This window comes from Streptomyces sp. NPDC039736 (assembly GCF_055596485.1).
Genome location: NZ_JBVIUQ010000007.1, coordinates 203,035 through 229,387, shown reverse-complemented (window position 1 = coordinate 229,387; position 26,353 = coordinate 203,035). Strand labels below are relative to the sequence as shown.

The 26,353-nt window shown below is 73.5% G+C and carries 23 protein-coding genes and 2 pseudogenes; 13 read left to right on the top strand and 12 right to left on the bottom strand.

Features of this window, described 5'->3' with window-relative positions:
* Positions 1-461: 461 nt before the first annotated feature.
* From ACZ56L_RS23045 to ACZ56L_RS23030, 4 genes are all read left to right on the top strand, one after another.
* On the top strand, positions 462-1,535 hold the full coding sequence (locus ACZ56L_RS23045; protein WP_401760185.1) for a pyridoxal-phosphate dependent enzyme: 1,074 nt from the start codon (positions 462-464) through the stop codon (positions 1,533-1,535).
* A gap of 73 nt (positions 1,536-1,608) precedes the next feature.
* Positions 1,609-2,430, top strand: a complete 822-nt coding sequence (locus ACZ56L_RS23040; protein WP_471065938.1) for a Rossmann-like domain-containing protein — start codon at positions 1,609-1,611, stop codon at positions 2,428-2,430.
* On the top strand, positions 2,427-3,701 hold the full coding sequence (locus tag ACZ56L_RS23035; RefSeq protein ID WP_471065936.1) for an MFS transporter: 1,275 nt from the start codon (positions 2,427-2,429) through the stop codon (positions 3,699-3,701). Before ACZ56L_RS23040 ends, ACZ56L_RS23035 begins: the two co-directional genes overlap by 4 nt.
* A 266-nt stretch (positions 3,702-3,967) precedes the next feature.
* On the top strand, positions 3,968-5,278 hold the full coding sequence (locus ACZ56L_RS23030) for a phytase (protein WP_471065934.1): 1,311 nt from the start codon (positions 3,968-3,970) through the stop codon (positions 5,276-5,278).
* Between the two features lie 7 nt (positions 5,279-5,285).
* Here the strand turns inward: ACZ56L_RS23030 and ACZ56L_RS23025 are convergent, their stop codons facing one another.
* Positions 5,286-6,557 (bottom strand): serine hydrolase domain-containing protein, encoded by a 1,272-nt coding sequence (locus tag ACZ56L_RS23025; RefSeq protein WP_471065932.1) that lies wholly within the window; start codon positions 6,555-6,557, stop codon positions 5,286-5,288.
* A 303-nt stretch (positions 6,558-6,860) separates the two neighbouring features.
* Here ACZ56L_RS23025 and ACZ56L_RS23020 point away from each other — a divergent pair, with 303 nt between their 5' ends.
* Complete coding sequence (locus ACZ56L_RS23020) at positions 6,861-7,877, top strand: permease (RefSeq protein ID WP_345219627.1); 1,017 nt, start codon at positions 6,861-6,863, stop codon at positions 7,875-7,877.
* Entirely contained in the window at positions 7,874-8,734 is an 861-nt protein-coding gene (locus ACZ56L_RS23015; protein WP_471065929.1) for a TIGR03943 family putative permease subunit, read from the top strand. The genes ACZ56L_RS23020 and ACZ56L_RS23015 overlap by 4 nt, the downstream gene beginning before the upstream one ends.
* 24 nt (positions 8,735-8,758) lie before the next feature.
* On the opposite strand, the gene ACZ56L_RS23010 is transcribed toward ACZ56L_RS23015, so the two are convergent.
* On the bottom strand, positions 8,759-9,757 hold the full coding sequence (locus ACZ56L_RS23010; protein WP_345219625.1) for a GlxA family transcriptional regulator: 999 nt from the start codon (positions 9,755-9,757) through the stop codon (positions 8,759-8,761).
* Positions 9,758-9,973: 216 nt separating this feature from the next.
* Here ACZ56L_RS23010 and ACZ56L_RS23005 point away from each other — a divergent pair, with 216 nt between their 5' ends.
* The 3 genes from ACZ56L_RS23005 (at position 9,974) to ACZ56L_RS22995 (ending at position 12,633) form a co-directional block, all read left to right on the top strand.
* Positions 9,974-10,558, top strand: coding sequence for an isochorismatase family protein (locus ACZ56L_RS23005; RefSeq protein ID WP_345219624.1), 585 nt, complete (start codon positions 9,974-9,976; stop codon positions 10,556-10,558).
* Positions 10,558-11,298 (top strand): cysteine hydrolase family protein, encoded by a 741-nt coding sequence (locus tag ACZ56L_RS23000; protein WP_471065926.1) that lies wholly within the window; start codon positions 10,558-10,560, stop codon positions 11,296-11,298. Before ACZ56L_RS23005 ends, ACZ56L_RS23000 begins: the two co-directional genes overlap by 1 nt.
* A gap of 204 nt (positions 11,299-11,502) precedes the next feature.
* The gene (locus ACZ56L_RS22995) at positions 11,503-12,633 is read left to right on the top strand and encodes a hypothetical protein (protein WP_345219622.1); all 1,131 of its coding nucleotides are present in this window, start codon (positions 11,503-11,505) and stop codon (positions 12,631-12,633) included.
* Positions 12,634-12,696: 63 nt separating this feature from the next.
* Here ACZ56L_RS22995 and ACZ56L_RS22990 read toward each other — a convergent pair whose 3' ends face one another.
* The 3 genes from ACZ56L_RS22990 to ACZ56L_RS22980 form a co-directional block, all read right to left on the bottom strand.
* The gene (locus ACZ56L_RS22990) at positions 12,697-15,666 is read right to left on the bottom strand and encodes an ATP-binding protein (RefSeq protein ID WP_471065924.1); all 2,970 of its coding nucleotides are present in this window, start codon (positions 15,664-15,666) and stop codon (positions 12,697-12,699) included.
* 604 nt (positions 15,667-16,270) lie between these two features.
* Positions 16,271-16,444, bottom strand: a complete 174-nt coding sequence (locus tag ACZ56L_RS22985; RefSeq protein ID WP_345219619.1) for a CsbD family protein — start codon at positions 16,442-16,444, stop codon at positions 16,271-16,273.
* A 139-nt stretch (positions 16,445-16,583) separates the two neighbouring features.
* Positions 16,584-16,952, bottom strand: coding sequence for a winged helix-turn-helix transcriptional regulator (locus ACZ56L_RS22980; protein WP_345219618.1), 369 nt, complete (start codon positions 16,950-16,952; stop codon positions 16,584-16,586).
* 81 nt (positions 16,953-17,033) lie between these two features.
* Here ACZ56L_RS22980 and ACZ56L_RS22975 point away from each other — a divergent pair.
* Both ACZ56L_RS22975 and ACZ56L_RS22970 read left to right on the top strand, forming a co-directional pair.
* Positions 17,034-17,384 (top strand): annotated as a pseudogene (locus tag ACZ56L_RS22975) (carboxymuconolactone decarboxylase family protein); the annotation flags it as partial.
* A 279-nt stretch (positions 17,385-17,663) separates the two neighbouring features.
* On the top strand, positions 17,664-17,957 hold the full coding sequence (locus ACZ56L_RS22970; RefSeq protein ID WP_471066289.1) for a DUF1330 domain-containing protein: 294 nt from the start codon (positions 17,664-17,666) through the stop codon (positions 17,955-17,957).
* Positions 17,958-18,047: 90 nt separating this feature from the next.
* On the opposite strand, the pseudogene ACZ56L_RS22965 reads toward ACZ56L_RS22970, so the two are convergent.
* Positions 18,048-18,486, bottom strand: a pseudogene (locus tag ACZ56L_RS22965) (glutaredoxin domain-containing protein).
* On the opposite strand from ACZ56L_RS22965, the gene ACZ56L_RS22960 reads away from it, so the two are divergent.
* Together ACZ56L_RS22960 and ACZ56L_RS22955 are read left to right on the top strand one after the other, a co-directional pair.
* Positions 18,485-18,817: a hypothetical protein gene (locus ACZ56L_RS22960; protein WP_471065921.1), complete on the top strand. Its 333-nt coding sequence runs from the start codon at positions 18,485-18,487 to the stop codon at positions 18,815-18,817. The pseudogene ACZ56L_RS22965 and the gene ACZ56L_RS22960 sit on opposite strands and share 2 nt — an antisense overlap.
* Before the next feature lie 109 nt (positions 18,818-18,926).
* Complete coding sequence (locus tag ACZ56L_RS22955; protein ID WP_345219616.1) at positions 18,927-19,505, top strand: GNAT family N-acetyltransferase; 579 nt, start codon at positions 18,927-18,929, stop codon at positions 19,503-19,505.
* Here ACZ56L_RS22955 and ACZ56L_RS22950 read toward each other — a convergent pair.
* The 6 genes from ACZ56L_RS22950 to ACZ56L_RS22925 all read right to left on the bottom strand — a co-directional run bounded on the left by ACZ56L_RS22950 (position 19,491) and on the right by ACZ56L_RS22925 (position 26,275).
* Positions 19,491-19,877 (bottom strand): hypothetical protein, encoded by a 387-nt coding sequence (locus ACZ56L_RS22950; RefSeq protein WP_471066287.1) that lies wholly within the window; start codon positions 19,875-19,877, stop codon positions 19,491-19,493. The genes ACZ56L_RS22955 and ACZ56L_RS22950 overlap by 15 nt on opposite strands.
* A gap of 173 nt (positions 19,878-20,050) precedes the next feature.
* Positions 20,051-20,719: an SGNH/GDSL hydrolase family protein gene (locus tag ACZ56L_RS22945; RefSeq protein WP_345219615.1), complete on the bottom strand. Its 669-nt coding sequence runs from the start codon at positions 20,717-20,719 to the stop codon at positions 20,051-20,053.
* Between the two features lie 195 nt (positions 20,720-20,914).
* Positions 20,915-21,757 carry a sugar phosphate isomerase/epimerase family protein gene (locus ACZ56L_RS22940; RefSeq protein WP_401760144.1) on the bottom strand — a complete coding sequence of 281 codons (843 nt, stop codon included), beginning with the start codon at positions 21,755-21,757 and terminating at the stop codon, positions 20,915-20,917.
* A 135-nt stretch (positions 21,758-21,892) separates the two neighbouring features.
* On the bottom strand, positions 21,893-23,329 hold the full coding sequence (locus ACZ56L_RS22935) for a chondroitinase-B domain-containing protein (protein WP_471065918.1): 1,437 nt from the start codon (positions 23,327-23,329) through the stop codon (positions 21,893-21,895).
* 67 nt (positions 23,330-23,396) lie between these two features.
* Positions 23,397-24,833 carry a polysaccharide lyase 6 family protein gene (locus tag ACZ56L_RS22930; RefSeq protein WP_471065916.1) on the bottom strand — a complete coding sequence of 479 codons (1,437 nt, stop codon included), beginning with the start codon at positions 24,831-24,833 and terminating at the stop codon, positions 23,397-23,399.
* Between the two features lie 50 nt (positions 24,834-24,883).
* Entirely contained in the window at positions 24,884-26,275 is a 1,392-nt protein-coding gene (locus ACZ56L_RS22925; protein ID WP_471065914.1) for an alpha-L-fucosidase, read from the bottom strand.
* Positions 26,276-26,353 lie beyond the last annotated feature (78 nt).

The following is a 26,353-nucleotide window of genomic DNA, read 5'->3' as shown; positions in this document are numbered from 1 at the left end:
GCCCGTGCGGGACGCGAGCCGGCCCCCGGGGCCTGCCGGGGGTCCGAGCGGAACCGGGTCGGCCGGTGGGGCGGCGCCGCTGTTCGCCGACGGTGCGGCGACGGGGGGCGGGGACATGAGGCAGGACCTTCCGGGAGGAGTGTGCCGAGGGCGGCGAGGGCCGCGCGGCCCCTGAAGGGGGGCGCTTCGTTCGCCGGCCGCCGCCGACGCGGCGCGGGAACAGGGCAGTTGCCCGTTCCTGTCCGTCGGGAGCGGTCGCCCGGAGGAGGGCGGCGAGGCCAACGTATATGAAAACGATAATCAGAACTAGTCTTGCCCGGAACTTCTTGACAATCATTTTCATCTCGTGAAGGCTGCTGGAGGCCTCCCCCACTCCGCCTGCCCCGGCGCCTCTCCCCGGGCTGCCCGGGCGCAGTTCCAGCGCAGCTCAGGCGCATCCCGATCCGACCGAAGGGCCACCCATGCACGAGCACATAGCCGAGGCCGTCAAGGAACCGCACGTCGTGACCGTCCCGCCGGGCGCGATCTGTCTGCGGTTCGAGACGATGAAGCTCTACGCCGCCCTCGGCGCCGTACGTCACCTGCTGGACACCGGGCTGGTGAAGCCCGGCGACACCCTCGTCGACAGCTCCAGCGGCATCTACGCCCACGCGCTCGCCCTGGCCTGCCACCGCCACGGCCTGCGCTGCCACATCGTCGGCTCGACGACGGTCGACCGCACGCTCCGCGTCCAACTGGAGATCCTGGGCGCCACCCTGGAACAGGTCCGCCCCTCCCGGAACCTGCGGCTGGACCAGAACCTGCGCGTCGAGCGGATCTCCCAACTCCTGCGCGAGAACCCGCACTTCCACTGGATGCGGCAGTACCACGACGCCGTCCACTACCTCGGCTACCGCGACGTCGCGGACCTGATCCGCAAGGAGGTGCCGGAGGGGCCGCTCACCCTGGTCGGCGGCGTGGGCACCGGGGCGTCCACCGGGGCCGTCGCCACGTATCTGCGCGAGGCGGGCCGGGACGTGAGACTCGTCGGGGTGCAGCCCTTCGGCAGCGTCACCTTCGGCGCGGAGCACGTCCTGGACCCGGACATGATCATCGCCGGTATCGGCAGCTCCATCCCGTTCCAGAACGTGCGGCACGACCTGTACGACCGCATCCACTGGGTGAACTTCGACTACGCCACCTCCGGCGCGGTCGCCCTCCTGCGGGCCAGCGGCATCTTCGCCGGACTGTCGGCGGGGGCCGCCTACCTCGCCGCGCGTTGGGAGCTCCAGCGCGACACCACGCGGACCTGCGTCTTCTTCGCGGCCGACACCGGGCACCGGTACGTCGACAGCGCCTACTCCCGGCACGCCGACGCCGTCGCCCCCGGCGCGATGCGTCCCCACGAGGTCGCGGGACAGGGCGCGTTGCGGCATCCGTGGTCGGCGATGGACTGGCCGCCGGCCGGCGCCCCGGAGGCCCAGGGCGACGGCCGCCCGCAGCGGTCCCCGCACCCACTCCACCCGCGGCCTCTTCCCCAGCCCGAGAACGTCTGACGCTCCCCGGGAGCCGTCAGCGCCCCGCCACCGAACCGCACCCACCCCACCCTGCACACCCCGAGGAACCGCGATGCCCCCTTCGCTGCCGCACTCCCTTCCCGACCTCCAACACGCCGTACTCGACGGCGACTTCGGGCCCCGCCCGGCCGAACTGACCGTCACCAGCGCCTTCTGGCTGCACCACACCACGCGGCTGGCGGACAGCGCGGTCACCTACCGCAACAGGTATCTGCTGATGCGCTCGGGCGACGCCTTCGGCGCCTGCTCGTTCGAGGGCGACGAGGTGGCCGCCGACTTCTGCGCCAACGCCTCGGGGCAGACGCTCGACACCCTCCTGCGCCACGACGCGCCGGCCGTGCGCGTCGCCGCGCTCGACGCCTACCTCGGCCGCGTACGGCCGCACCGCACCGACCCGGAGGCCGAGCCCGTCCTGCTGCCCACCGGTACGCCCGAGGAACGCGCGCGGGCCAGGGACGCCGCCGTCGCCGGGCTGCTGGACATCGCGCCCGGCGCGAAGGTCGCGCTGATCGGCGTCGTCAACCCGCTCGTCGCCGCGATACGGGAGCGGGGCGGCGTACCGCTGCCCTGTGACTTCCAGCTCCGCGCCACCCACTGGGGCGACCCCGTCACCGACGACATGACGCAGGTGCTCGCGGCGGCGGACGCCGTGGTCGCCACCGGCATGACCCTCGGCAACGGCAGCTTCGACCCGATCCTGGAGCACTGCCGCAAGCACGCGCTCCCCCTGACCGTGTACGCCCAGACCGGCAGCGCGGTGGCCCGCGCCTTCCTGGGGGCGGGCGTGACCGCACTGTCCGCGGAGCCGTTCCCCTTCTCCCAGTTCAGCGCCGACACCACCGTGCTGTACCGGTACCGGGCGGAGCGGGCATGAGCAACGAGACCCAGCACGACGCCGCCGCCCCCGAACCTCCCGCTTCGACCGCCACGGGCCGGGGCGAGGTGCCGGGCGACCTGCGGATGACCCGCCTGCTGTGGCCCTTCGTCCTGGCTTCGGCCGCCGGCCTGGTGCCCTTCACCGTCTACGGCACCTTCCTCGTGCCCATCGCCCGGGCGGCGGACGGCAGCGTCGCCGCGCTCGGGCAACTGCGCGGCCTCGGCGGGCTGGCGGCCCTCGCGGTGGGCACCGCCCTGGCACCGCTGATCGACCGGGTGCGCAAGGAGTGGGCGGCCGCGGGCGGGCTCGCCGTGCTCGCCGTCGCCGCGGCGCTCGGCGCGAGCGGCGACGTCCTGCTCCTGGCGGCGTTCTGCCTGCTCGTCGGCGCGGGTACCGCCGTACTGAACCCGGCCCTCACGGCGGCGGCCGCCGACCGCTTCGACAACGACGCGGCGGCCGGCCGCGCGGCCACCCTGATCACCGCCACCCAGTCGCTGACCGCCCTGCTGGCGGCTCCGCTCGTGGCCCTGCCCGCCCTGTTCTGGGGCTGGCGGGGCGACCTGTGGGCCGTCGCCGCGCTCACCTCGGCACTCGCGCTGTACTTCCTGCTGCGGGGCCGCCGCGCGCGGCGCGCCGAGGTCCCGGCCGAGGCGGCGGCACGGTCGGGCTACCTGGAGTCGTTCCGGCTGCTGGGGGCGCTGCCCGGCGTGGTGCTGCTGCTGCTGGTGGCCCTGCTGCGGACGGCGGCCTTCATGGGGTACCTCGCCTACCTGGCCGCCTACTACGACGAGCGCTTCCGCCTCGGGCCCGAGACCTTCGCGCTCGTCTGGACGCTCAGCGGGACCTCCTTCTTCCTCGGCAACCTGTGCGCCGGACGGCTGCTCAGCGCGGAGCGGCGCGGGCTCGGCGGGGAGCGGCTGATGGCGGTCGCGCTGGGGGTGGCGCTGTGCGCGCTGGTCGGCGTCTTCCTCTCCCGGTCGCTGCTGGTCGCGCTGCCGCTGACGGCCCTGCTCGGCGCGGCCCACGCGACGGTGGCGGCCTGTGTCACCACCCTGCTGGTACGCCGCTGCGGCTCCCTGCGCGGAACGGCGCTGGGCGTCAACGCGGCCGGCATGAGCTTCGGCGTCTTCCTGGGGGCCGGTCTCGGCGGCGTGGGACTGTCGCTCGGCGGCTACCCCGGCACGGCGGCGGTGCTGGGCGCGCTCACCCTCGTAGCGCTCCTGCTCACCCGGTGGGTGAGTCGCGGCGCGCCCGCCCCCGCCACGTGACACGCCGTCAGCACACGCGGGAGCGGACGCTGACGGCGCGGCCGCGGGCGGGCCCGCAGGGGGCGCCGTCCCAGGTGGCGGGCCACGGCGGGTCCGGTGCCGGGGACCGGCAGCGGGATCACGCGCCGGTCTCCACGGCAAGGGACGCCCCCGCCGTACATGACATGTACATCTGGGTGGAGGACGGTGGGTGTCCGGCGGCTGCCGTGGCGTCACGTGGCGGCGGCACGCTCGCGCGGAATCATCACTCGGCAGAGGAGAACCCCGTGTTCCGCTCCCCCATCGCCCCGCCGCTCGCGCTGGCCGCGACCACCCTGCTCGCGGTGTCGGCCGTGGCCGTGCCCGCCCAGGCGGGCGACCGTTCGTCCGGCGGCCCGCTGCCCGCGGTCGCCGCCCGCGCGGAGACTCCGGTGCTGCACGACGACGCGCAGGGCGGCAACGCCGACGCCGACGACCCGGCGATCTGGCGCGACGCCACCGCTCCCGGACGCAGCCTCGTCATCGCGACGGCGAAGGAGGGCGGCCTGCGGGTTTACGACCTGGACGCGCGGCCCGTGCAGACGATCGCCGCGCCGCCGGCCGCCGGGGAGGAGGACGCCCCGGGCCGGTTCAACAATGTCGACCTCGTCGCCGGGCTGCGGCTGTCGTCCGGGCGGGCGGACCTGGCCGTCACCACCGACCGGGGCCACGACCGGCTGCGTTTCTACCGCATCGACCGCGACCGTGCGGGCGGCCCGCTCACCGACGTCACGGACCCGGCCGCTCCCGCCGTCTTCTCCCGGGACCAGGCCGAGGTCAATGAGCAGCGGACCGCGTACGGGCTCGCCACCTGGACCGATCGGTCCAGCGGACGTTCGTACGCGTTGGTGAGCCGCCGTGAGCGGACCGGGATCGCGCTGCTGGAGCTGCTTCCCGCCGCGGGCGGCAAGGTCACCTACCGCACGGTCCGCCACCTGGACCTGCCCTCCGCCTTCCGGCTGCCGAACGGCAGGACGTGGACCCCGTGCGCCGAACCGGGCGAACTGCCCCAGGTCGAGGGCATGGTGGTCGATCCGGCCGACGGCACCCTGTACGCCGGGCAGGAGGACGTCGGCATCTGGCGTCTGCGCGCGGACCTCACCGGGACGCCCGAACTCCTCGACAAGGTCCGCGAGTACGGGGTGCCCGGCACCTACGACGAGCAGACCGAGGAGTGCGTGGCGGGCACCGACCCCGGCTTCGGCGGCACCCGGATCAGCGCGGACGTCGAGGGCCTGACACTGGTCACCGAGGCGGACGGGGACGGACACCTCCTCGCCTCCAGCCAGGGCGACAACACCTTCGCCGCCTACGACCGCGAGCGCGGGGACGACAACGAGTACGAGGGCGGGTTCCGGGTCGCGTCGGCGGGCGGCAGGCCGGACGGGTCCGAGGAGTGCGACGGGGCCGCCGCGCTGAACGCCCCCCTCGGGTCCCGCTACCCGCGCGGCCTGCTGGTCGTGCAGGACGGGCAGGACTCCCCCGGTGACGGAGACCGTCCCGCGACCAACTTCAAGTTCGTCGACCTCGGTACGGTGCTGGACGCCCTCGACGACTGAGCCCCCCTCACCCCGCGTCGCGCGCCGGGCCGAGGACGGCCCGCATCTCCTCCTCGATGATCCGCGGGAACGGCGCCCCGTCCTGGTTGCCCAGGATGACGCCGACCCAACCGGTGTCCGGATAGATGTTCCAGCTCGCGAAGCTGCCGGGGTTCACGCCCGCACGCCCCTTCAGCCACTGGCCGTTGACGATGCCGACCGGCATCTGGTACGCCCCGAACGACGCGTCGACGGGGAACGCCGCCCCGCGTGCCAGGCCGCCGCCCTGCGGGGCGTGCGGGATCTTCGGCCCGGTGAGCAGTTCGGCGTAGTGCCGGTCCAGCAGCGTTCCGTCGGTCAGCGCGTGCGCGAAGCGGACGAGGTCCGGGGCGGTCGCGAAACCGCCGTCCCCGGGGGCGTCGACGAAGGTGCGGGCGGGGTTCTTGCCGAGCTGGTACGGGTCCTGGCTGCCCTTGTCCAGGTTGCGGACGGCGTCCACCAGGCTGCCGTCCGCCTGGCGCATGTACGAGTGCGCGAGGTGCCTGTCGGTGAGCCACTGGGGCCGGGTGAAGAACGCCGTGCCGGTCATGCCGCAGCGCCGGAAGACGTTCTCCTCGACGTAGTCCCAGTACGTCGTCCCGGTGACGGCCTCCACGATCATCGCGGGGATGGCGATCTCGGCCCCGGCGTGCTCGGTCGGCGTGCCCGGGGCGGCCACCGGCCTGGCCTGCCGGGCCCACCGCTCGCAGTACTCGCGCACCTCCTCGCGGCTCTGGAAGACGCGTTCCAGGTCCTCGGGCGGGCTGTCCAGGCCGGAGGTGCCGGAGAGCAGGTGGTGGAGGGTCACCTTCTCGGCGACCTCCTCGGCGAAGCCCTTCAGGTGAGCGCCCACGGTGTCCCAGAGGTGCAGCCTTCCCTGCTGTGCCAGTTGCAGGACCGCCACCGGGCCGAACGGCTTGCCCGCCGAGGAGAGGTTGAAGGCGATGCCGGGGTGGTTGCGGATGCCTCTCTCCTTGTCGGCCATGCCGTAACTGCGCGACAGCACGGTGCGGCCCCGGTGCGAGAGCAGCACCACGCCGGAGAAGTCGCCCTCCGCCGCCAGCTTCGCCAGGTACCGGTCGTAGGCGCCGCCGGGCCGGGTGTCCGGCGGCACGGTGTCCGCTCCATCCGCTGGCGGAGCGGCGCGGCCGGGTCCGGCGGCCGCGGCCCGCCCCCCGCCGGCCACCATCGCGGCCGTCGCGGCCCCGCTCCAGCCGAGCAGCCGCCTCCTGCCGAGACCGCGTACGGAATCCGATCCCATCGCCACACTTCCCTTCCGTTGCCCCGGCGCCCGGTCCTCCGGATCGCCCGGTCCTCGGGGCCGCCCGCTCCTGCGGCTGCCCGCCCGACCGACCGGCCCTGTGCGCACGGTGGTTCGTGGGTCCACTGAAGCCGGTGCGCCGATGCGCGGACGTATCCGTTTTTCGATACGTCCGCGAAAGGCGCGGGGTGCCGTCTGTGCCCGTGGGGAAGGCGTGCCGAAGGGCGCGGCCCGGCCGGCAGCGCACGGCCATCGCCCGGATAGGGTGGCGTCCTCCCCTTCGCCTTACGCTCCGGAGCCCCCATGGAACCGCCCACCGGCCTGATCCAGGCCCCGCCGGGCAGCTCACCGGGCCGGGGCACCCCGGCTTCCGTCCGGGCCGCGGGCGCCGCGTCGGTGGTGACCGTGTGCGCGATCGCCTGGGCCGCCGGGGGCGACGAACTGCTCACCGGCCCCGGTTTCCGCGCCTGGCAGACGATCACCGTGGCGATTCTCGTGCAGGCCCTGCCGTTCCTGCTGCTGGGCACGCTGATATCCGGCGCGGTCAACGCCTTCGTGCCGGCCCAGGTGTTCGGCAGGGCGCTGCCGCGCAATCCCGTTCTCGCGGTTCCGGTGGCGGGCGCGGCGGGGATCGTGCTGCCGGGCTGCGAGTGTGCGTCGGTACCGGTCGCCAGGAGTCTGATCCAGCGCGGAGTGACCCCGTCGGCCGCCTTCGCCTTCCTCCTGTCGGCTCCCGCGATCAACCCCGTCGTCCTGGTGTCCACGGCGGTCGCCTTTCCGACGAGCCCGGAGATGGTGGCGGCCCGGCTGGTCGCCTCGCTGGCGACGTCCGTGCTGATGGGCTGGCTCTGGCTGCGGTTCGGACGTGACCGGTGGCTGCGGATGCCCGCCCGGCACACCGGTCACCAGCACGGCGGCAGCCGCCTGGAGGAGTTCCGGACCGGCTTCCAGCACGACTTCCTGCACGCCGGCGGTTTCCTGGTGCTGGGCGCGGCGGCCGCGGCCACCTTCAACGTCACCGTCCCGAAGTCGGTGCTGGAGACCTTCTCGTCGTCGCCCTGGCTCTCGGTGCTCTTCCTCGCCGCGCTGGCGATCGTGCTGGCCGTCTGCTCGGAGGCGGACGCCTTCCTGGCCGCCTCGCTCACCGGCTTCTCCCCGACCGCCCGGCTGGCGTTCATGGTCGTCGGGCCGATGGTCGACCTGAAGCTGATCGCCCTCCAGGCGGGGACCTTCGGCCGGGCGTTCGCCTGGCGCTTCTCGGCGGCGACCGCCGTCGCGGCCGTCGTGTGCACCGCGCTGACCGGATGGTGGCTGCTGTGAGACCCCACGCCCAGCCGCTTCTTCTGCTGGTCCTCGGCACGGCGGTCCTGCGGATCTCGCTGTTCAGCGACGTGTGCCTGCGGTACGTGAAGGAGAGCGCCCAGCCGTTCCTGATCGCGACCGGGTTCCTGCTCGCCGCCCTCGGGCTGGTGGGGGTGGCGCGCGATGTCGTGCCACGGGTGCGGAAGCGGGTCGCCGGGAAGGGCGCCGAGGAGCCGGCGCCGTCCGGGGCGGGCGGCCCGGCTCCCCGCGCGGGCGCGCCTCAGGACGTGCCCGGGCACGAGGGTGACGGCGGGGGCGGAACCCACGGCGAGAAGCACGGCCACGACCACTCCCGCGGGCCGCGGGTGGCCTGGCTGCTGCTGCCCCCGGCGCTGCTCCTGCTGCTCTTCGCCCCGCCCGCCCTGGGTTCGTACACCGCCTCCCGCGACCAGCCGCAACTCGTCCAGGACTACGGGCGGTTCGACCCGCTGCCCGCCGCGGGACGCCCGGTGCCCCTGTCCCTCACCGAACTGGTCGCCCGGCTCCAGCAGGACGGGAGCGGAAGCCTGAAGGGCCGCACGCTGGTCGTGCAGGGCTTCGTCACTCCCGTCCGGGACCCGGCCGGGGACAAGGCCGGGACCTGGCGGCTGACCCGCCTCCTGGTCTCCTGCTGCGCCGCCGACTCCCAGTCCCTGAGCGTCACCGTGCACGGGGCGCAAGCACCGCCCGCCGACACCTGGGTGCGGGTCACCGGCACCTGGCGGCCGGGCGGCACGTTCGGCACCACCTCCGCCTCGCTCGCGCTCGACGCCGCCTCGGTCACCCGCGTCCCGGACCCCGCGAACCCCTACCTGGACAAGGCTCCCGCCCTCTGAACCAGCCCCTCGGCGGGGCGTCGGTCAGGAGACCTGGGGGACCCGGAACCGGCGCCGGTACTCGGTCGGCGTCGTGTTCAGCCGGCGGCGGAAGGCCCGTACGAGCGTGTCGGTGGTGCCGAAGCCGCACAGGGACGCGATCCGGTCGAGGGTGGCGTCGGAGGACTCCAGTTCGTGGCGGGCCTTCTCGACGCGCACCGACTCGATGTACGCGTGCGGGGTCATGCCCAGTTCGGTCTTGAACAGGCGCGTCAGGTGCCGGTCGCTGACGTGGGCGTGGGCGGCCAGGTCCACGACGGTGAGCGGCTCGGAGAGATGACGCAGGATGTGGTGGCGCAGGTCCTCGATGCGCCGGGTCGTGGAGACCTGTTCCAGCGGAACGCTGAACTGGCTCTGTCCGCTGGGGCGTTTGAGGTACATCACGAGCTGGCGAGCCACCCGCAGCGCGACGGCCTCGCCGAGGTCGTCGGCGATCAGGGCGAGCGAGAGGTCCAGGCAGGCGCTGATGCCGGCGCCGGTCCACACATTGCCCTCGCGGATGAAGATCGGGTCGGCGTCGACCTCCACCTCCGGGTGGTCGGCGGCCAGTTGCTGCGCGGTCGACCAGTGCGTGGTGGCCCGTTTGCCGTCGAGCAGTCCGGCGGCGGCGAGCAGGTGCGCCCCGACGCACACCGAGGTGATCCGCCGCGTCCGCGCGGCGAGTTCCTTCACCCGGTGGACCAGTGCGGGCTCGACGAGGGGGTGGACGCGCCCCTCGCCGTCGACCTCCACCGCGCCCGGGACGATGAGCGTGTCGATGCCGCGCGCGGCGACCTGGTCGAAGGTGAGGTCGGGCAGGACGCGGACGCCGGCGCCGGTGGTGACCGGGTCCATGGTCTCGGCGGCGAGGACCACCCGGTACCCGGCCGCCTCGGCGGTCTCGCGTCTGGCCAGCGCGAACACCTCCGGCGGCCCGGTGACGTCGAGCAGGTCCACGCCCTCGAAGATCACGATCACGACGAGCCGTCGCGCGGTGTCCGCCACTGTTTCCTCCTGCTGGTGCTGCGAATCGTGTTGAGGCTGGTGCTGCCGATGCCGGCGCTGCCGCCGTACGGTTCCGGACCGCACGTCGGTATCTGCATGTTAGAGGTCATTGTTGACATCGGGTTGAGCTCGTAGCGTGGTGGACACAGCCGCCCGACCGGCAGATCCGGGGTGGCGGGCTGTGTCTCTCCCACGCGACACGAAGGCGGTACACCCATGCCCAGGACCACGCTGCGCGAGCTGAACGGCTTCGACCAGGCGCCCGCGAAGCTGGCCGAGTCGACGCTCGTCCTGATCGACTTCCAGAACACCTACACCCGGGGCGTGATGGAGCTCGACGGGTGGCAGGAGTCCCTCGACGCCGGCGCGCAGTTGCTGGCCCGGGCCCGTGCGGCCGGCACGAAGGTCGTGCACGTCATCAACGACGGCGGGGAGGGAACTCCGTACGACATCCGCGCGGAGATCGGCCGGATCCACCCGAAGGTCGCCCCCGTCGACGGCGAGCCGGTCGTCGTCAAGGAGGTCCCGAACGCGTTCGTCGGCACCGACCTGGCCCGTCACCTCACCGAGGGCCAGGACGTCGTCATCGCGGGCTGGATGACCCACATGTGTGTCGCGTTCACGGCACAGGGCGCGTTCCTGAACGGCAACCGTCCCACGGTCGCCGCCGACGCCACCGCCACCCGCTCGCTGCCCGTCGCGGGCACCGAGGTCCCGGCCGAGCAGGTGCACCAGGGCGCCCTCGCCACCATCGCCGACCTGTACGGGGTCGTCGTCGCCTCCCAGAAGGAGATCGTCTGATGAAGCCGCTGCGCACGCTCGTCGCCCTGGGCGCCACCGCTCTGCTCGCGGTCACCGTGACCGCGTGCGGCGGGGAGACCCAGGCCGCCACCGGCACCGACCGGCAGAACGCGAAGGCGTCGCCGTCCGCCGCGCCGACCGCCGGCGAGAACGTCGCGAAGAACACCACGACGCTGCGTCAGCTCATGAAGCTCGACGAGACGCCGGCGACGCTCTCCAACGCCACGCTGGTGCTGGTCGACTACCAGAACGTCTACACCGGCGGAACGATGGAGCTCACCGGCTGGAGCGAGGCGGTGAACAACACCAAGGCCCTGCTGGAGCGGGCCCGCAAGGCCAGGACGCCGGTCGTCCACATCGTCGAGAAGGGCTACGACCTCAAGTCGAAGGCCGGGCAGATCATCCCGGCGCTCAAGCCGGTCAGGGGCGAGGCAGTGGTGGAGAAGGCCGTCCCCAACGGCTTCCACGACACCGAGCTCGACAAGGAGCTCAAGAAGACCGGCCGCAAGAACGTCATCATCGCCGGTTTCATGACGCACATGTGCACCCTGTTCACCACCGAGGGCGCCGTCTACAACGGCTACCGGCCGACCGTGGTCGGCGACGCCTCCGCGACCCGGCCGCTGCCGGTCAACGGCAACCCCGACGGCATTCCCGCGAAGCAGGTCCACGAGGCCGCGCTCGCCACGATCCAGGACCGCTTCGGCGTCGTGGTGCCGAAGCAGGCCGACCTCAAGTAGCGCTCCGCGCAGCCGTCCTCGGCGGGGGAAGGGACCTGGTCTCCTTCCCCCGCCGACGGCCGCGGCAGCGCCCCCGCCCCCACACGCCCCCACACACCCCCACTGCGAAGGTCCCCCCATGTTTTCGCTTCCCCCCAACGCGCCAGTTCCCCCCGTGCAGAACCACCGACAACGTCCCGGCAAGACCTTATGGAGAAAACGAAGATGGCTACCCGCAGAGGATTCATCGGCAGTGCCACCGGTATCGGCGCGACCGCCTTGCTCGGCAGCGCCGCGTCGCCGAGCTTCGCGGACGTTCCGCCGCCCGAGGCCGGCGGGGCCGCCGAGGCGGTGAGCCAGCAGACGGCGCGCTCCTCGATGCTCGCCGTCAACGCCGGAATGCGTTCCAACTACGCCACCCTGAAGGCGGAGCTGATCAAGCACCTCTCCCCCGTGGTCGTCGTGCAGAACGACGCCAAGGGCGGCCGGTTCACCCTCGTGACCAAGGACGGCCAGGAGTCCGCCAACCCGGTGTCCGAGACGTTCGAGCTGGCGAAGTCCATCGCTCACGTCCCGCTCGGCATCTTCTCCGTGATCGCCTCCTACCTGGCGGACAAGATCCCGAACCTGCCCAACGCGAACCGCATCGACCCGCACGACCTCGTCATGGTCGCGTTCAACGACGACAAGTCGACCGCGTGGATCCCGCCGCTCCAGGCGTACGCCACCAGGCTCGCCACCGCCCGCCGCCAGCTCGCCTCCGCCGGCCTGCCCCCGGCGCTGGCGACGTCCTGCGGCAACATCCTGACCGCCGGCCTGAAGTTCATCAGCACCTCCGTCGCGGCCAAGACGTTCGACATGGCGTCGTTCGAGGCGTTCTCCGGCAGCGTCTACCCGGACATCCGCGTCAACATGGAGCACGCCTCGCAGGCCCAGATCAAGGGCGTGCAGGACATCATGAAGACCTGGCGCACCAAGGTCGGCGAGGCGGCGTGGGCCGACCTGTACTGCGTGGTGCTGTCGCAGTGGACCACGAGCGTCCTCAACCAGAACACCATCATCCTCAAGGACTGCATGAACGCGGCCAAGGTCGCCACCCACCTGATCGACCTGCCGGGCCTGGAGACGCCCGCGGACCCGGTCTTCACCGCGCTCGACAACCTCGCGCGGATCGTGCAGGACAACGTCGCCGCCGAGATGGTCTTCCCCAAGGACACCAAGGTCGCCGACGCGCTCAAGGGCCAGCAGGACCTGCTGTCCGACGAGATCCTCAACCAGCTCGGCAAGGGCACGGCCCTGCTGGCCGCGCCCAGCTACAACACGGTCGCCTCGGGGGTGTGCCCCGTCCCGCACTGACCCCGCCCCACCGCGCCCGTCCCCCTGCGACGGCGGCTGTGCAGGGGGACGGCCCGGCGGCGCTCAGGCCGAAGCGCCGGACTCCGGTTCGATCAGGCCCTCGCGGTAGGCGATGCCGACGGCCTCGGTGCGGCTCGCGGCACGCAGTTTGGCGAGGATGTGGGAGACGTGGACGCTCGCCGTCTTGCCGCTGATGTACAGCTCTTCGCCGATCTGGCGGTTGGTGCGGCCCCGGCCCAGCAGCCGCAGCACCTCGCTCTCCCGGGCGGTCAGATCGGCGATCCGCTCCCCGGCGGCCGGTGCGTCCGCCAGCCGTCCGCGTCGTACCAGGGCGTCGAGGGCGTCCCGCAGCGGTACGGCGCCGAGCCGCACCGCCGTGTCCCGGGCCGCGTACGCCTGCTCGGCGGCCTCGTCGCGGCGGCCGGCGGCGAGCAGGGCCTCGGCGAGCCGCCTGCGGCAGCGGGCGAGTTCGTAGGGCTCGCCGTAGCCGAAGGCGGTCACCGCCCGCTCCCAGGCGGCGACGTCCGGGCCGGTGGCGGCGCGCACCGCCTCGGCCCGGGCGCGGGCCAGCCAGGCCAGGCCCTCCGGGCCCAGCTCGGTGCCGTCCCCGTGGGCGGCGGTGGTCCGGGCCAGCTCCTCCAGCTCTGCCGCGGTCCGCGTCCAGCGGCCGGCGCCCTCCGCGTCACCGGCGCGGCGGGCCTCCTCCGCGGCGTCCGCGACGGCCGACAGGGCGAGCGCGGCCAGCCGGACCAGCACGTCGGGCTTGTCGGTGGGCACGCCCGCCGCGAGGGTGTCGACCGCGGCGCCCAACTGCCGTACGCACTCCTCGGCGTCGCCGCGCTGCGCGGCCGCGTCGACGAGCACGACGCTCGTGACGAGCGAGACCATCCAGTCCGGGGGGCCGTCCAGCAGTGCGCGGGCGCCGGCGACCGCCGCGTCCGTCTCGCCGCGCGCCAGGGCGACGTACAGCGCGGGAGCGGCCGCGAAACCGGAGGCGGTGAGCTCGGTGACGTCGGCGGCCGCTCGTACGCACGCGTCCCAGCGGCCCAGGGTGTAGAGCAGCAGGGACCGCAGGTAGTGCAGCTCCACGGCGTACTGCGAGGAGAGGAGGCCCGCGCGGCGGGCGCGGTCGAGTCCTTCGCCGACCCGGGACAGGCACGCGTCCATGACGCCGCACTCGTAGCAGCCGAGGGCCAGGTGGTACAGCGCCCGCATCTCCACCTGGAGGTTTCCCGCGGCACGGGCCAGCTCGCGGGCCTCGTCGAGTCGTTCGCGGCCCCGCTCGCTGCGCCGGCCGGGCGGTTCGAGGGCGACCAGTGAGATCATCAGGTCGGCCCGGGCGTCCGCGAGCCCGAGCCGTTCGGCGACGTCCAGGGCCTGTCGGGCGACCCGCCCGGCGTCCGCGTCGCGGCCCACGGACCGGGCGGCGATCACGTGGGTCGCGGCCGCCCACACCCAGGTGCGGGAGGGCGGCTCGGCCGGGATCAGGGCGAGTGCCTCGCTGCTGTAGGCGAACGCGGCCTCCAACTGGTCGATCCTGATCAGGTTGTCCGCGAGGGTGTAGCGCACCCGGGCGGCGAGTTCGGAGTCGACTTCCGAGCCGCCCCGCGCGAGCGCGGAGCGGGTGAGCTGCACCGCGCGATGGGGGTCCCCGGCGTGCGCGGCGGCGGCCGAGGCGCGCAGGGTGAGCGTGACCGGGTCGCTGTGCCCGGGGCGCGCGGACGCGTCCACCACGGCCAGGAGTTCGAGCGCGGCCTCCAGGTGGCGCAGCTCTTCGGCGGGTGCGCGCAGGTGCTGGGCGTGGTCGGCGGCTTCGAGGGAGGCGGCCAGCGCGTCGGGCAGGTCGTGGCCGGCGCGGGAGTGGTGGGCCCGCTCGGCCGCGCTCGCGGGTGAACGGCCCGGCCCGGCGAGGAGCGCGGCGAACACCCCGTGCAGTCGGACCCGTTCGCCGGGCAGCAGATCCGCGTAGACGGCCTCGCGGGTGAGGGCGTGCCGGAAGGAGTACGTCATGGCGTCGTCGGTGACCAGCAGTTGGTGGCCGACCGCCTCGCGCAGCGCCGCTTCCAGCTCCTCCTGCGGCAGTCGCACGGCGTCGCGCAGCAGGTCGTGCCCGACCCGGCGCCCGGCCACGGCCGCCGTGCGCAGGACCTGCTGGGCGGTCTCCGACAGTTGCTCGACCCGGATGAGCAGGACGTCGGCCAGTCCGCTGGGCATGGCGGCCGGGTCCGCCGCTCCGCCGCCCCCGGGCAGCGCGGCGAGCAGTTCCTCGGCGTAGAAGGCGTTGCCCTCGGCGCGCTCCACGATGCGCCGTACCGCGGTGTCGGAGACGGGGCCCGTGCGGTGGGCGTGCACGAGCCGGGCCACGTCGGCGTCGGCCAGCGGGCGCAGTTCCAGCCGGTCGACGGCGGGCAGCCGGACCAGCTCGGCGAGCAGGGGCCGCAGCGGGTGGCGGCGGTGCAGGTCGTCCGTTCGGTACGAGGCGAAGAGCGCGAGCCGGTGGGGCGGGGCGCCGGGCGTGGGCCGTTGCAGGACGCCCCGGCTCAGCAGGAAGCGCAGCAGGTCCCGGGAGGACTGGTCGGCCCAGTGGAGGTCCTCGACGACCAGCAGGAGCGGGGCGAGGGCCGTCAGGTCGGCGAGGAGGCCGGCGATGCCCTCGAAGAGCTGGAGGCGGCCGCCCGCGTCGGGTGCGGGGCCGGTCCCCGTGGCCGTGCCGATCAGCCGCCGCACCGCGGGGTACGCGGCGAAGGCCGGGGCGAGCCGTTCGTCGGCGGCGGCCGCGCCGAGGATCTCCGTGAAGGGGAGGTAGGGCAGGCCGACGTCCCCGAGGTCCACACAGTGCCCGGTCAGGACGGTCATGCCGGTGGCGGCGGCGCGCGCGGCGGCCACGGTCAGGGTGCGGGTCTTGCCGACGCCGGCGTCCCCGGCGACGAGGACGGCGCGCGGGTCGCCGGCCACGGCCCGCTCCAGCACGCCGGTGAGCCGGGCGAGTTCGTCCGTCCGGCCGACGAACGGGGTTTCGGTTGTCTGGGCCACGGGCCCATCCAAGCACGCCCGGCGGAACCCCTTCCGGCCTGGTCCGGTCGGGCGCGGGCGTCCTCCTCGACGAGCCGAAGCACGGTGCGCGGCGTCGAGCGGCGGGCGTCGAACCCGGCCGGGCCAAGGACGAAGCCGACCCGCGGGCCGGTGGCGAAGCTCTTGGGCGGCCCCGAGACGTGGACGGTGATGTCCGGGACGGTCACGGCCGGCGGCGGGGACGGGTCCTCGGCCGGGCGGGCGCAGGGGGTGTCCTGGGTGAGGAGAGGACCGTACCGCCGGGCGATCCCGATCAGGCGGGCGCGGCCGGCGGCCGGTACGACCCGGCCCAGCGGGTCGTGCGGCGTGGGCACGGTGCGGGTGGATCGTCTCCCGCCCCGTGGGCGAGGCCGCCGCCGAGAGCGCGCTGCACCACGTCGCCCCGGTCGGCGAGAAGGAGGACTGCGTCGCGCGCCCGGCGCGCCATCGGGCGCTGCCTGCCCGCTCCCGCGCCCGTGCCGGCCTGACCGACGACCCGGCCCGCGCATGCGTCCGGCCCCCTCCCGCAGCGGGAGGGGGCCGGACGACGGGGCGACGGAGGTCGCCGGTGCCGGGGAGCCGGAGCTCAGCCCTTCAGCGCGTCCTTGCCCTTTTCCTTGGCCTGGCGGGCGTCGCCCTTGGTCTCCTCGGCGCGGCCCTCGTTCTCCAGGCGCTCGTTGCCGACCACCTGGCCGACGGTCTTCTTGACCTTGCCCTTGGCCTGCTCGGACTTGGCCTTGGACTTCTCGTCTGCTGCCATGATCAGCTCCCGGTGGTGTGGTGGACGACTGTGTACTGGTCCGTTGTGAGGTCGGGTGTCCCCGACGAACCGGTCGAAACGTGCGGACGCCCGTAACGGCAGTGACGGTCGTCACGGTCGTTGCGGGCGCGGTCCGCACCTACGCGTCGTGGCGCGGGGCCCCCGGTGCCGGACCGGCGTCCGACTCCGCCGCCCACCGCCGGCTCCACACGAACAGCGGCTGGAGGGACTCGACGAGGTCCTCGCCGAGCCGGGTGAGGTGATAGCCGTCCTCGCGCAGCGCGACCAGGCGGACATCGGCCAGCTCGCCGAGCCGGGTGCTGAGGACGCTGGAGGACATGCGCCCGCACCGGCGCTGCAACTCGCGGAAGCCGCCCGGGGCCTGGCTCAGCTCCCACAGGATGAGCAGCGTCCAGCGCCGTCCCAGCAGATCGAGTGCGGCCATGACCGGACGTCCCGACGAGGACCCCCGCACCGGTACGCCGGGCCGCGGTGTTCCGGCTCCCATGTTCCCCTCTCCTCCCTTGCGCTTCGCTTCTCGAAGCAGCATAGTGATGCGAAAATCGAAGCACCGCCGACGGGAGTGCCGATGTCGCGACTGGCCCTGCTGGAACCGCCGTTCGACGACCGGGCCGGCGCGCTGCTCGCGCGCATGATGCCCGGGGAGGCACCGCCGATCGGGCTGTTCCGGTTGTTCGCTCGGAACCTCCCGATGGCCGGTGCCATGCACGGATGGGGACGCTACGAGCTGGGCCGGCAGCTCACCCTGAGCATGCGGGAACGCGAGATCGCCATCGACCGGACCTGTGCGCTGTGCGGCTGCGAGTACGAGTGGGGCGTGCACATGATGACGTTCGCCGAACGGGTCGGTCTCACCCGTGCACAGGCGGCCTCCCTGGTGCACGGCGGCCCCGCCGACGCCTGCTGGACGTCCGAGCGGGAACGGCTGCTCGTCCTCGCCGTCGACGCGCTGCACGAGCGCTCCGACATCGATGACGCGCTGTGGACCCGGCTCGCGTCCGTCTTCGACGAGCTCCAGCTACTGGATCTGCTGCTGCTGTGCGGGTGGTACCACGCCGTCAGCTTCGCCGCACGCGCCGCGCGCGTACCGCTCGAACCGGGCGCGCCCCGCTTCGCCGACTTCCGTCCCGCCGGGCCCGGGACGTGTCCGCGTACCACTTCACGGCCGGACGGCTCCGGCCGGACACAGGAGGTGTCCATGCCCAAGGGCTACTGGGTCAGTGTCTACCGCACCGTTTCCGACCCCGAGCGGCTGGCCGCCTACGACAGGCTGGCCGGTCCGGCCGTCGAGGCCGGGGGCGGGCGAGTCCTGGCCAGTGGCGGCCGTGTCGCCGCCCGCGAGGCCGGAGACACGCACCGCGTCGTGCTGATCGAGTTCGACAGCCTCGACCGGGCCGTCGCGGCGTACGAGAGCGAGGCCTACCAGAAGGCGCTGGTGGTCCTCGCCGACTGCGCCGAGCGCGACTTCCGCATGGTCGAGGGCCTCGGCTGACCGACGGGCCGCGCGGACGCGTTCAGGGCGGGCGGATACGCCGAACCAGCAGCCGGGACCCGGCAGTTCTCCGAAATCACGCGCGGAGGATCACGCGGAGGAGGAAAGCCGGTCGCGCACCCGGCCGACATCGGGGTCGGTGTGCGGTCGGCCCGCCACCACGACGGTCGGCACGGTCTCGTTGCCGTCGTTGGCCGCTCTCACCTGTGCGGCTCCTTCCGGGTCGCGCCAGATGTCGACTCAGTGCAACTGCCGGGCGCTGCCCCCCCAGCCGGACGCGCAGCCGTATGCAGTACTTGCAGCCCGGCCGCTGGAGGACCACCGGTCGGCCGTCGACCGCGCTGCGGCGTTCGGCCTCGCGCGCACCGATCGACCTCGGGAAGACCAGGGGCGAGTCCACGCCCGCGAGCGCCAGGAAGGCCAGCAGGAGGGCTGCGCCCGTACCGGGGCTCCCCGTGGCGATCTGCCCGGCCGCGACGGCGGAGCCACTGAGGACGAGGAGCACCGGCAGGATCCAAGCGCGCATCATGGTGATGCAGGCTACCCATGCGGCGAACCGCACCGCCGGGCGCTCGCCCCGGTGCACCCGGCCCTGCGACCTGCTCCGCCCCGGCCGCCAGTACGTCGTCGGCTTCCGCCTCGGCGGCGGCTGCGGCGACGCCCACGCCCGCTGCGCGGAGACCACCGCCGGCACCGGCGCGGCAGCCACGGCCGGGACACGACACATCCGCAGCGCAGCGGCGGCAGCGTCGGCGTCGGACATTTCGGAGACCTGGTGGCGTCTCCGCGGTGGCGACGACGACGGAGCCCGTGCCGGTTCGCCGCCGGAGCGGCCCCCGTTCACGGCGAGGTGGCGGTGACGTCACCGTTCCGCGCCCGCAGCAGCACGCAGTCCGCGCCTTGCCGCCCGGCCTGACGGGTGCGAGGCTTTCGGCCCCCGTTCCGTGTCCCGCCGTGGAGGCCCCCCGGATGTTGACCTGGCGTCGGCTCGCCGAGCACGACTTTCCGCTGCTGACGTCCTGGCTGGAGCAGCCGCACGTGGCCCGTTGGTGGAACCACGAGACCTCGCCCGACGCCGTGTCCCGGGACTTCGGGCCCGCCGCCCGGGGCGAGGAGCCCTCGGAGGACCTTCTCGTCCACCTCGGCGACCACCCCGTCGGCCTGGTTCAGCGGTGCCGTCTGTCCGACTACCCCGACTACCTGGCCGAGCTCGCTTCCCTCATCGAGGTGCCGCCCGGGGCCATGACCATCGACTACCTGATCGGCGACCCCCGCCAGGTGGGCCGGGGGCTCGGCCCCCGGATGATCCGGTCGGTCGTCCGGGCGACCTGGAACGACCACCCCGACGCCCCCTGCGTCCTGGTGCCGGTGTCGGCGGCCAACCGGGCGTCCTGGCGGGCGCTGGAGAAGGCGGGGCTGCTCAGGGTCGCCGAGGGCGAGTTGGAACCGGACAATCCCGCGGACGGACGCGCCCACTACCTCTACCGGATCGATCGGCCGGACGCGACCGGACCGGACGCCCTGCGGCACGGATCAGCGCACGGCTGACCGCCCGCACGGTCGGGCCTCGGTGCCGGGGTCGACCTCGGGGTGCGTGAACCGCACCGGCCTGCCCAGCGACCGGGCGTAGGCGATTTCGGCCCGGGTGCTGTCCCCGACGCAGTCGCCGACCACGAGCACCTCGTCGGCGAGCCGGATCTTCGCCCGGTGCAGGTCGTCGAGCCGTGCCTTCAACGCCTCGGCGTCGGCGGGAGCGGACCAGAGCGGGTGCGGTGACTTCATGTCGCAGCCCGGCTTGACGACGATCCTTCCGGCTGCGGTCTCCCGCAGGTCGGCCTCGTTCATCGCGGCCATGAAACGGGTGGAACCGCAGATCACGACGATGCGCGGGAGGCCCGACAGCTTTTTCGCATCGCTCATCGCCCTCTCGGCGGTCGCCGGTCCGACGGCCGGGCCCGTGGCACGGGCGTCCTCGTCCGGTTCGGCCTTCTCGTGCCCGGGCGGAAGCGGCATGCGTCGGGCATCCCCGACGGAGTGCGGGCGGACAAGGGCCGCGCCGGCGGGGTCCGTGCCGGGGCGGCCGGGATACCTCGTCAGGTGGCGTCCGCGGTGAGCGGGAGGGCGGCGGCGAGCCACGCGTCGGCGATCAGCCGGTGACCGAGGGGGCTCGGATGGACGCCGTCCGGGGCGAGTTCGGCCGCCTCATGGTCCCGTGCCGCGTGCAGCAGGGCGAGGTCGGCGCGGACCACCTGGGCCCCGTGGGCCCGGGCCGCCCGCAGAACGGCGTCGGTGCGGGGCAGGAGGTCGTCGAACCAGCGCTCCTGGTCCGGGGTGACGGGAAGCAGGAAGGGGGTGATGACGACCAGCCGCGCCGCGAGGGTCCGCGTGGTGGCCGCCAGGAGGCGGCCGAGGCACGCCTCGAACTCCTGGACCGGGCTGGGGAGATCGCGGTCGTAGCGCCGCCAGGTGTCGTTGATCCCGATCTTGACGGTGACCACGGTGGGGCCGAGGTCGGTGACGTCGGCGGCCCAGCGGGGTTCGAGGTCGTACACGCGATTGCCGTTGAGCCCCCTGTTGACGACCCGCGGGGGCCGCCCGGCCCCGGCGTCCGCCCGCTCGCGCAGGGTCCGCGCGATCTCGTGGACGTATCCGTCGCCGAGGGATGCGGGGTCCGTCCGGTCGCGGCCCGCGTCGGTGATGGAGTCGCCGATGAACAGGAGCGTGTCGTTCTCGGTGAGGTGCGTGGGTTGTGTGAGGCGCATGTGTCCCTCCCCGTGCGTGGGTTGCGTGAGGCGCGTGTGCCCCTCCCCGTGGGTCTGTTGCTCGCGGTGCACAAGATTCTCGCCGTGCGTCTGTTCCTCGTCGTGCATGTGTTCCTCGCTGTGCGTGTCTGCCGTCCGGCATCCGGCGTACTGCGTGCTGCGCGGAGGCGGGCCCTGCGCTCGCGCGTCCGTCAACTATGGCCGAGGCGCCGCCGGTCGGCCCGCGGCCCGCCGCAGCGTCGCGGCCTCGCGGGCCAGTACGGCCGGATCGTCGCCGGGTACGAATTCCAACAGGGCCTCGATCCCCCGGCCGTTCACCCGGCGCAGGGCCGCGGACCACAGGTCCTCGCGAGCGGCCAGCGGCAGGCGGCTGTTGCCCGGCCACCACGAGAAGACGTGCACGGCCGTGACCCGGTCTCCCAGCTCGGCCAGTCCTGCCAGCGCCTCCTCGTCGGGGGTGTCCAGCGGGGGCTGCCAGTAGGTGCGGACGTTGTCCGCGCCCACCTCGTCCAGCAGCCGGACGGTGGAGGCGACGGTGTCGGTCAGCGTTCCCATGTGGAACTCCGTCGCGAGCTCCAGCCCGTGGTCCGCCGCGATCCGCGCCGCCTCCCGCAGGCCGGCCGCGGTCGTACGCCGTGCGTCCGGCGCGGTGGCGGCCGACCCGGTGCCGCCCGCCCAGACCCGTATCCGTGGCGCGCCGAGGAGCACCGCCGCGCGGGCGACGGCCGGGAAGCCGGCCGCCTCGCCGGGCGAGGCGCGGAAGTAGGAACCGTACGAGCAGCAGACCAGCCCGTGCCGGTCGGTCGCCTCGCGGACCGCGCGGACGGTGGCGGGCTCCCCCGGCGGCGCGTGCACATCGGCTCCCCACTCGACCGCCTCCAGGCCCGCCCGCGCGGCGCACCCCGCGACCTCGGCGGCGGGCAGCCGGCGGAAGGTGACCGAGCACAGGCCGAGCGTGGTCGCGCCCGAACCGGGTCCGGCCGGCGGGCGGGCCGGGGTGTCGTCGTCGGTCATGCCGCACCTCTTCTTCTCGGTCATGCCGCGCCTCTTCCACTTCTCGGTCACGTGACTGCCTCTGGTTGTTCCACGCCCGGCGCGACCTCTCGCGGGAGGCGTCCCCGAGGAGCGGGGGACGGGCGGACCGAATCCGCCCGTGCCCCGCTCCGGGGGCGGTCAGGGGGCGTTCGGGCCCACGTCCGCGGGGGTGAGAGGACGCCGGAGGGCGGGAGTGGTCGCGTACTCGTCGGCGCCGATGTCGCGCGCACTGCCGCGCGGGTCGCCGTCGATGTCGTCGGCGACGGTCGTGCCGGTCAGCGTGGCGGCGCCGATGGCCGGGCTGCCCGCCGACAGGCGCAGGACGCCGTCCGGTCCCGCGACGAGCAGGGGGTCGGCCCGGGTGAAGCCGCCGACGGGAATGTTGCCGTTGGCGGCGCTGCCCCAGAGCATGTTGGACTGCCAGGTGAAACGCGTGGTCTCGCCCATCGCGACGAGGCTGGCCGCGTCGGCGACCAGCAGGTTGTCGGCGACGACCACGTCCTGCGGACGGTGGGTTCGGTTCTCGCCGACGAGCGTTTCGGCGTTGTTCAGCAGGGAGTTGTGCACGATCACCGCGCGGTCGACGGCGTCGTTGCCCCTCCGCTCGTCCTTCGTCTCGTCCTTGTGGTGGTCGCGCGTGGAGCCGCTGCCGATCACCAGGGCACGGCCGGACAGTCCGCTGAGGTGGTTGTTGACGATCAGGTGGTCGTTTCCGTAGAGGCGGATGCCCTCCTTGCCGCCGATCAGGTAGTTGCCCTCCACCCGGTTGCGGTTGCCGTGGCGCAGGACGATTCCGCCGAGGCTGTCGCGGACGGTGTTGTACCGGACGGTGTTGCCCGAGGACTTCACCGAGATCGCCTCGGGGTCGCCGTCGCAGCGCTCGAACAGGTTGTACTCCACCTTCGCCGCCGCGTCGGACAGCGCCCGGCCGCTGTAGCCGAGCCGGATCGCCTCGCCGCCGTTGTCCCCCGGGTAGCTGTGGTCGGAGAAGTGGTTCCTGAAGACGTGCAGGTCCTTGGTCATCTCCGTCGAGGTGGAGCCGCCGGGGCCGTCGAGGACGATGAAGATGCCCGCGGTGGTCTTGTCGTGGAAGTGGTTGCGGTCGATCTTCGTGCCGTTCGCCCGTACGGCCACCCAGTCCAGGTCGCTGGTGCCCGCGAACTGGAAGTCGTTGCGGGTCAGCCGGATCGACGAGCAGCTCGCCGGGATCTCCATCTGCGTGCTCTGGCGCAGCGCGAAGCCGCTGATGACGATGTTGCTCGAATTGCTGAGGACGAAGCCGCGCTCGCCGCGCAGCACGGCGCCGCCGCGGGTCCTGGCGACGATGGTGATCGGCGCGGAACCGGTGCCGTTCTTGCCGGATATCTTGATCGAGCTTCCCGACGGGACGGTGTAGGTGCCGTCGGCGACGACGATGCGGTCACCGGGTACGGCGCCGTTGATCGCGCTCTGGAGTTCGGCCAGGGAGGCGACCGGCTTGTCCGCCGCCGAAGCGCTGCCCGACAGCGCGGTGCCGAGGGGCACGGCGGCGAAGGCTGCCAGCGCGCTGCTTCTGAGGAACGTGCGTCGTTGCATGGGCTCTCCTGGGCATACGGGCGGGTACCGGCGGGGAGGCGACCCCGCCGGGGGGCGGCGGGTGTTCTCAGCGGGCCTGCGGACCGACGTCCGCCGGGGTCAGCGGGCCGCGCCTGGGCGCCCACCGCGCGTACTCGTGCGCCCCCACGTCCCGGGCCCGGCCGCGCGGCCGGCCGTCGATGTCGTGGGTGACGCGCGGCCGACGGAGCGTGCCGGCGTTGACCGCCGGGCTGTCGGCGGCCGGTCGCAGGACGCCGTCGCGCCCCTTCACCAGCTTCGGGTCCTTGCGGACGCCCCCGCCGGCGGGCATGTTGCCGTCGGCGGCGGCTCCCCACAGGAGGTTGCCGGACCAGGTGAAACGTACGGTGTTCGCCATCTCGACCAACTGGCCCGCGTCGGCGACGAACAGGTTGTCGGCCACGGTGACGTCCCGCGGCTCGTGCGGGCGGTGGCTCTCGCCGGAAAGGGTGCCCTGGTTGTTCACCAGCGTGTTGTACGCGACGAGGAGCCGGTCGGGGGCGTCGTTGCCGCGTCGCGCCGCGGGTGTTTCGTCGGGTCCGTGGTCGCGCGTGGAACCGCTCCCGATGACCAGGGCGCGGCCGGAGAGACCGACGAGGTAATTGTTGACGACGACGTGGTCGTCGCCGTAGATCCGGACGCCTTCCTTGCCGCCGATCAGGTAGTTGCCGTCCACCCGGTTGCGGTTGCCGTGGCGCAGGACGATTCCGCCGAGGCTGTCGCGGACGGTGTTGTGGCGGACGGTGTTGCCCGAGGACTTCACCGAGATCGCCTCGGGGTCGCCGTCGCAGCGCTCGAACAGGTTGTACTCCACGACCGCGCCGGCGTCGGACAGGGCCCGGGGGCTGACGCCGAGCCGGATCGGCTCGCCGCCGTTGTCGCCGGGGAAGCTGTGGTCGGAGAAGTGGTTGCGGTACACGTGGACGCGCTGGGCCATCTCCCGCTCGCCCGCGCCCTCGATGCCGAGGTAGACGCCCAGCGTGGTCTTGCCGTGGAAGTGGTTGTGGTCGACGACGCTGTCGTCCGCGCGCACCATCACCCAGTGCAGGCCCGCGACGTCGGCCAGGTGGAAGTCGTTGCGGGTGAGTCTGATGTGCGCGCAGTCCGGGGGGATGTCCAGGGTGCTGCTCTGGCGGAAGGAGAAGCCGCTGAGGGTGACGTGGCGGGACCCCTCCAGGACGAAGCTCTGCGCGCCGTCGAGCACGACGCCGCCGGGGGTGCGGGCGCAGATGGTCACGGGGGCGTGCCGGGTGCCGCGCTTGCCCCGGATGGTGAGGGGCCGGTCCGGCGGGACGGTGTAGGCGCCGTCGGCCACCACGATCCGCTGCCCCGGGCGTGCCCGGTCGATCGCGGCCTGGAGTTCGTCCAGCGAGCCGACGGTGGCCGGGCCCGCCGCCGTCGCGGCGGAGGCCGGCCCTGCTGCGACGGGCAGGGCGGCAAGGGCCGCCCCGGTCGCGGTGCCCAAGAGGAACGTACGACGCTGCATGATGCCTCCGTGAGGTGGTGGGGCGGGGGTCGTCGGGGCCGGGCTGCGGGTCAGCCGTCCGCCGGGTCGGACGGGTCGGACGGGTCGGACAAGTCGGCCGGGTCGGCCGGGTCGGCCGGGGTGTCCAGGAAGAGTTCGATGACCGGCACGGGGGTGTCGGGTCGCCGGACCGGGATCTCCAGGGTGAGGGTGCCGGCGGGCTGTCCGCCCATCTCGGTGTTGACCGCGGGCCGGTCCGGGTCGATGTGGACCCGGACGATCTCGGACGCGTCGTGCAGGAGCTGGGCGTAGCGCACCCGTCCGGCGAGGCCCGGCAGGTGCAGATGGCGCAGCGGCCAGGCGAGGAGGTGGACGTAGAGCCGGTCGCCGCGCTGGGTGTACCGGCATTCGGCGGGCGCGGTGTACGGCGAGGGACCGCAGCCGCGTACCGCCCGCTCGTGCGTCCGCGTCCATCGGCCGATCTCCGCGAGGGCCGCGCTGTCGCGCGGGTCGAGTTCGCCGCGCCCGGTGGGCCCCACGTTGAGCAGCAGGTTGCCGCCCTTGGAGACGCCGTCGACGAGCATGCGGATCAGCAGGTCCGCGCTCTTGTGGTCGAGGTTGTCGCGGTCGTAGCCCCAGCTCCCGTTGAGGGTCTGGCAGGCCTCCCAGAGCACGGGAGACCCGTCGGGGGCGGTCATCGGCCCCGACGGCTGGTACTGCTCGGGGGTGACGAAGTCGCCGGGGAGACCGGTCCTGTCGTTGACCAGGATGTGCGGCTGGAGTTCGCGGACCGTCTTCAGCAGGTTCGCGGAGTCCCAGTCGTCGGGGCCCTTGCCGCCCCACCAACTGCGCCCCGCGTAGGAGAAGTCGAAGAAGAGGTAGTCGATCCGGCCGAACGAGGTGAGCAGTTCGCGGACCTGGCCGTGCAGATAGCGCTGGTAGTCCTGGATGTCCCGGTCCGCGTGGGCGGCCTTGAACTCCTCGTCGTCGCGCTGCGGGTGGGTGCCGTCCACGGGGAAGGAGGGGTGGTGCCAGTCGATCAGCGAGTAGTAGAGGCCGACCTTGAGCCCCTCGGCGCGGCACGCCTCGACGAACGGTCCGACGAGATCGCGCCCGTACGGGGTGTGGGTGACCTTGTACGAGGTGAGGGCGGTGTCCCACAGGCAGAAGCCGTCGTGGTGCTTGGCCGTGAGGACGACGTACCGCATGCCCGCGGCCCGTGCCGCCCTGGCCCACTGGACCGGGTCGTAGCGGTCGGGGTCGAAGTGGTCGAAGTAGACCTGGTACTGCTCGTCGGTCAGTCGTTCCCGGCTCTTGACCCACTCGTGCCGGGCGGCGAGGGAGTAGAGGCCCCAGTGCACGAACATGCCGAACCGGGCGGCGGTGAACCAGGCGGTGTCCGGGGCCTCCTCACGGGCGGGGGCGGCGGGCGGGGGCGGCGGGGTGTCGCTGTGCGCGGGCATGGGGAGGTGCTCCTTGTCGTCGCCGTCCGGTGCGGAGGGGGGTGCACCGGAGGGCCGGTGGTGGTGGGGCGGCGGTGG

Bases quoted from the DNA above. Each gene is read 5' to 3' on its own strand.
- ACZ56L_RS23000 (WP_471065926.1), top strand. From the start codon at position 10,558: ATGAAGCCGCTGCGCACGCTCGTCGCCCTGGGCGCCACCGCTCTGCTC.
- ACZ56L_RS22995 (WP_345219622.1), top strand. From the start codon at position 11,503: ATGGCTACCCGCAGAGGATTCATCGGCAGTGCCACCGGTATCGGCGCG.
- ACZ56L_RS23020 (WP_345219627.1), top strand. From the start codon at position 6,861: ATGGAACCGCCCACCGGCCTGATCCAGGCCCCGCCGGGCAGCTCACCG.
- ACZ56L_RS22970 (WP_471066289.1), top strand. From the start codon at position 17,664: ATGCCCAAGGGCTACTGGGTCAGTGTCTACCGCACCGTTTCCGACCCC.
- ACZ56L_RS22945 (WP_345219615.1), bottom strand. From the start codon at position 20,719: ATGCGCCTCACACAACCCACGCACCTCACCGAGAACGACACGCTCCTG.
- ACZ56L_RS22985 (WP_345219619.1), bottom strand. From the start codon at position 16,444: ATGGCAGCAGACGAGAAGTCCAAGGCCAAGTCCGAGCAGGCCAAGGGC.
- ACZ56L_RS23045 (WP_401760185.1), top strand. From the start codon at position 462: ATGCACGAGCACATAGCCGAGGCCGTCAAGGAACCGCACGTCGTGACC.
- ACZ56L_RS23040 (WP_471065938.1), top strand. From the start codon at position 1,609: ATGCCCCCTTCGCTGCCGCACTCCCTTCCCGACCTCCAACACGCCGTA.
- ACZ56L_RS22930 (WP_471065916.1), bottom strand. From the start codon at position 24,833: ATGCAGCGTCGTACGTTCCTCTTGGGCACCGCGACCGGGGCGGCCCTT.
- ACZ56L_RS22950 (WP_471066287.1), bottom strand. From the start codon at position 19,877: ATGAGCGATGCGAAAAAGCTGTCGGGCCTCCCGCGCATCGTCGTGATC.
- ACZ56L_RS23035 (WP_471065936.1), top strand. From the start codon at position 2,427: ATGAGCAACGAGACCCAGCACGACGCCGCCGCCCCCGAACCTCCCGCT.
- ACZ56L_RS22960 (WP_471065921.1), top strand. From the start codon at position 18,485: ATGGTGATGCAGGCTACCCATGCGGCGAACCGCACCGCCGGGCGCTCG.
- ACZ56L_RS22935 (WP_471065918.1), bottom strand. From the start codon at position 23,329: ATGCAACGACGCACGTTCCTCAGAAGCAGCGCGCTGGCAGCCTTCGCC.
- ACZ56L_RS22940 (WP_401760144.1), bottom strand. From the start codon at position 21,757: ATGACCGAGAAGAAGAGGTGCGGCATGACCGACGACGACACCCCGGCC.
- ACZ56L_RS23005 (WP_345219624.1), top strand. From the start codon at position 9,974: ATGCCCAGGACCACGCTGCGCGAGCTGAACGGCTTCGACCAGGCGCCC.
- ACZ56L_RS22980 (WP_345219618.1), bottom strand. From the start codon at position 16,952: ATGGGAGCCGGAACACCGCGGCCCGGCGTACCGGTGCGGGGGTCCTCG.
- ACZ56L_RS23025 (WP_471065932.1), bottom strand. From the start codon at position 6,557: ATGGGATCGGATTCCGTACGCGGTCTCGGCAGGAGGCGGCTGCTCGGC.
- ACZ56L_RS22955 (WP_345219616.1), top strand. From the start codon at position 18,927: ATGTTGACCTGGCGTCGGCTCGCCGAGCACGACTTTCCGCTGCTGACG.
- ACZ56L_RS22925 (WP_471065914.1), bottom strand. From the start codon at position 26,275: ATGCCCGCGCACAGCGACACCCCGCCGCCCCCGCCCGCCGCCCCCGCC.